Annotated in this window: 2 protein-coding genes; both read left to right on the top strand. The window is 45.2% G+C overall.

The genetic code is table 11. The features are described 5' to 3' along the window. A partial coding sequence (locus ACUVJL_RS25355) for a branched-chain amino acid ABC transporter permease (RefSeq protein ID WP_445248364.1) occupies positions 1-711 on the top strand: 711 nt, incomplete at its 5' end. A gap of 87 nt (positions 712-798) precedes the next feature. After that, on the top strand, positions 799-1,734 hold the full coding sequence (locus ACUVJL_RS25350) for a branched-chain amino acid ABC transporter permease (protein ID WP_445248363.1): 936 nt from the start codon (positions 799-801) through the stop codon (positions 1,732-1,734). Positions 1,735-1,974 lie beyond the last annotated feature (240 nt).

The raw sequence follows: 1,974 nt of genomic DNA, 5'->3' as shown, positions 1-1,974 counted from the left end.
CTAATTTTGGGCAGTACGCTGGCTGGTTTGGTGGGAGTAATTGTTGAAAGAGTTGCTTTTTTGCCTTTGCGCCGCAGACACTCAGATCCTCTGCTGACGGTGGTTTCTAGTTTGGGGGCGGCGGTGGCGATCGCCAATATCATCCAGTATCTTGTCGGTGCAGAAATTTACACTTTTCCTACTAATACTTACGGCAATTTGCCTGCAGCTATTAACTTTGGTACGGCGGATAAACAGATTCCTATTCGCACTGTTCAAATAGTGATTTTTGGCGTAGCTATTGCGATTGTTAGTCTTTTAACTTACTTAATAAATTTCACTAAATTTGGCAAAGCAATGCAGGCAGTGGCTGAAGATGCTACTACTTCTAGTCTGTTGGGTATTGATACTGACAGATATATTGTTTTGACGTTTTTTGTGAGCAGTTTTCTGGCTGGTTTGGCGGGGAGTTTGGTGGGATCTAGTGTTAGTATTGCTGGGCCGTATTTTGGGATTGCTTTTGGTTTGAAGGGTTTGGCGGTGATTGTACTGGGTGGGTTGGGGAGTATTCCTGGGGCTGTTTTGGGTGGGTTTATAATTGGTTTGGTGGAGGCTTTTGTGCCTGGTGATTTTTCGGCTTATAAGGATGCTGTTGCTTTTGGCATATTGTTTATGATGCTATTGGTTAGACCGCAGGGTTTGTTTGGACGGCGTTTAATTCAGAAAGTGTAAGAGTGTTACTTCCTCAATAATTCGGCGATTGAAATCGCTTCTATACAAACGAAGTCCGCCTTCGCGGACTAAAAAATAAAAAAAGTTATGGCTACATTTTTTACTACTTATGGGTTTCTGATTGTCTCGATGTTGCTGGGTGCAATGTTGGGAATGTCGCTGTATTTGCCTTTAATGACTGGTCAGTTGTCTCTGGCTAGCCCTGGTTTTTATGCGTTGGGTGGGTATATTGCGGCGATTTTGTCTACGACGGTGTTTAAGCCGACAGAGGGTTTGTTTCCTCTGCCATTGCTGTTGGTGGAGATGATAATTGCAGGGGTTGTTTCGGGGTTGCTGGGGATTTTGGTGGGAATTCCGGCGCTGCGGTTGAGTGGGATTTATTTGGCGATCGCTACTATTGCTTTTGTGGAAATTTTGCGGGTTTTATCGCTGAATCTAGATATCACTGGCGGGGCTGTGGGCATTTTTGGGATTCCGCAACCGTTTGCGACGCCGATCGAGTATTTGTGGATTGTACTACCTTTACTGTTGGTAAGTATGGCGATTGTCTATCGGCTGGAACGGATTCGGGTGGGGCGGGCTTTTGCTGCGATTCGGGCTGATGAGTTGGCGGCTGATGCGATCGGCATTAACCCAACTTTTTATAAGGTTTTGGCTTTCACGTTAGGTGCTGTTTTAGCTGGGGTTGTGGGTGCAGTTAGCGCTCATTTCCTGAATACTTGGAACGCCCGTCAAGGTACTTTTGATGCTAGTATTATTTACTTAACTTCTGTGTTGATTGGTGGTAGCAGAACTTTTCTGGGAGCAGTTTTGGGTGGGATGGTGTTTACTGCTTTGCCGGAGGTTTTGAGGGGAATGGCGACTATTCAGGGACTGCCGGTTTGGTTGGCGCAATTTCTGCGGGATGGGCGGTTAATTATTTTTGGGGTGCTGATTGTGTTGGGGACGATATTTTTTCCGCAAGGGTTGGTGACGCCGGAGTTGTTGAAGAGGTGGAGGAAGGGCGATCGTACTTCTGTTTAAAATTAGATTTTTGGTAAAGAAAGGTGTGATCGCATCCCCACTCCTTATCGATCGCCTATCCATAAAAAAGTAAGGGGCGATCGCATCCACACTTTTGATTGATCGCCTATCTATAAAACAGTGTCTCACAGATCGCTTATGATAAATGTATCCTCGTATGTCTGGGAGTTTAAACTATGTCTCTCGCTGAGTTAATTCCTTTGGTGAACAGTCTGAGCCAGTCAGACAAATTATCACTCT

This window comes from Microcoleus sp. OTE_8_concoct_300 (assembly GCF_031383065.1).
Taxonomy (GTDB): Bacteria; Cyanobacteriota; Cyanobacteriia; order Cyanobacteriales; family Microcoleaceae; genus Microcoleus.
Note: the sequence above shows the minus strand (reverse complement) of the source record. Positions and strands in the feature narration are given on the sequence as shown.

What these genes read in the sequence shown, in the direction of transcription:
- ACUVJL_RS25350 (WP_445248363.1), top strand. Translation starts at nt 799, where the DNA reads ATGGCTACATTTTTTACTACTTATGGGTTTCTGATTGTCTCGATGTTG.